Below are 624 nucleotides of genomic sequence, written 5' to 3' on the forward strand. Positions count from 1 at the left end.
CCTGCCCGCGCTCCATGTCCTCGCGCTTCAGACCACGCACCAGCGCGCCGATGTTGTCTCCCGCCCGGCCCTCGTCCAGCAGCTTGCGGAACATCTCCACGCCCGTGACGACGGTCTTCTGCGTGTCGCGCAGACCGACGACTTCGACTTCCTCGCCGACCTTGATGATGCCGCGCTCGACGCGACCCGTCGCCACCGTTCCACGGCCGGCGATGGAGAACACGTCTTCCACCGGCATCAGGAAGGGCTTGTCCGTCGCGCGCTGCGGCGTCGGGATGTAGCTGTCCACCGCCTCCATCAGCTTCAGGATGGCGCCCTCGCCGACTTCGCTCGTGTCACCCTCGAGCGCCTTCATGGCGGAGCCAGGGACGATGGGAATCGAGTCGCCCGGGAAGTCGTACTTCTTGAGCAGGTCGCGAACTTCCATCTCGACGAGCTCGCGCAGCTCGGGGTCGTCCAGCAGGTCGACCTTGTTCAGGAAGACCACGATGTACGGAACACCGACCTGGCGCGCCAGCAGGATGTGCTCACGCGTCTGGGGCATCGGGCCGTCCGCGGCCGAGACGACGAGAATCGCGCCGTCCATCTGCGCCGCGCCCGTGATCATGTTCTTCACGTAGTCGG

The 624-nt window shown here is 66.3% G+C and carries 1 protein-coding gene; it reads right to left on the reverse strand.

Annotated elements, in window-relative coordinates; genetic code table 11:
- A partial coding sequence (locus HUW62_RS47605) for a GTP-binding protein (RefSeq protein ID WP_255204059.1) occupies window positions 1-624 on the reverse strand: 624 nt, incomplete at both ends.

It is taken from the genome of Myxococcus sp. AM011 (genome assembly GCF_013372595.1).
GTDB classification, from domain to species: domain Bacteria; phylum Myxococcota; class Myxococcia; order Myxococcales; family Myxococcaceae; genus Myxococcus; species Myxococcus eversor.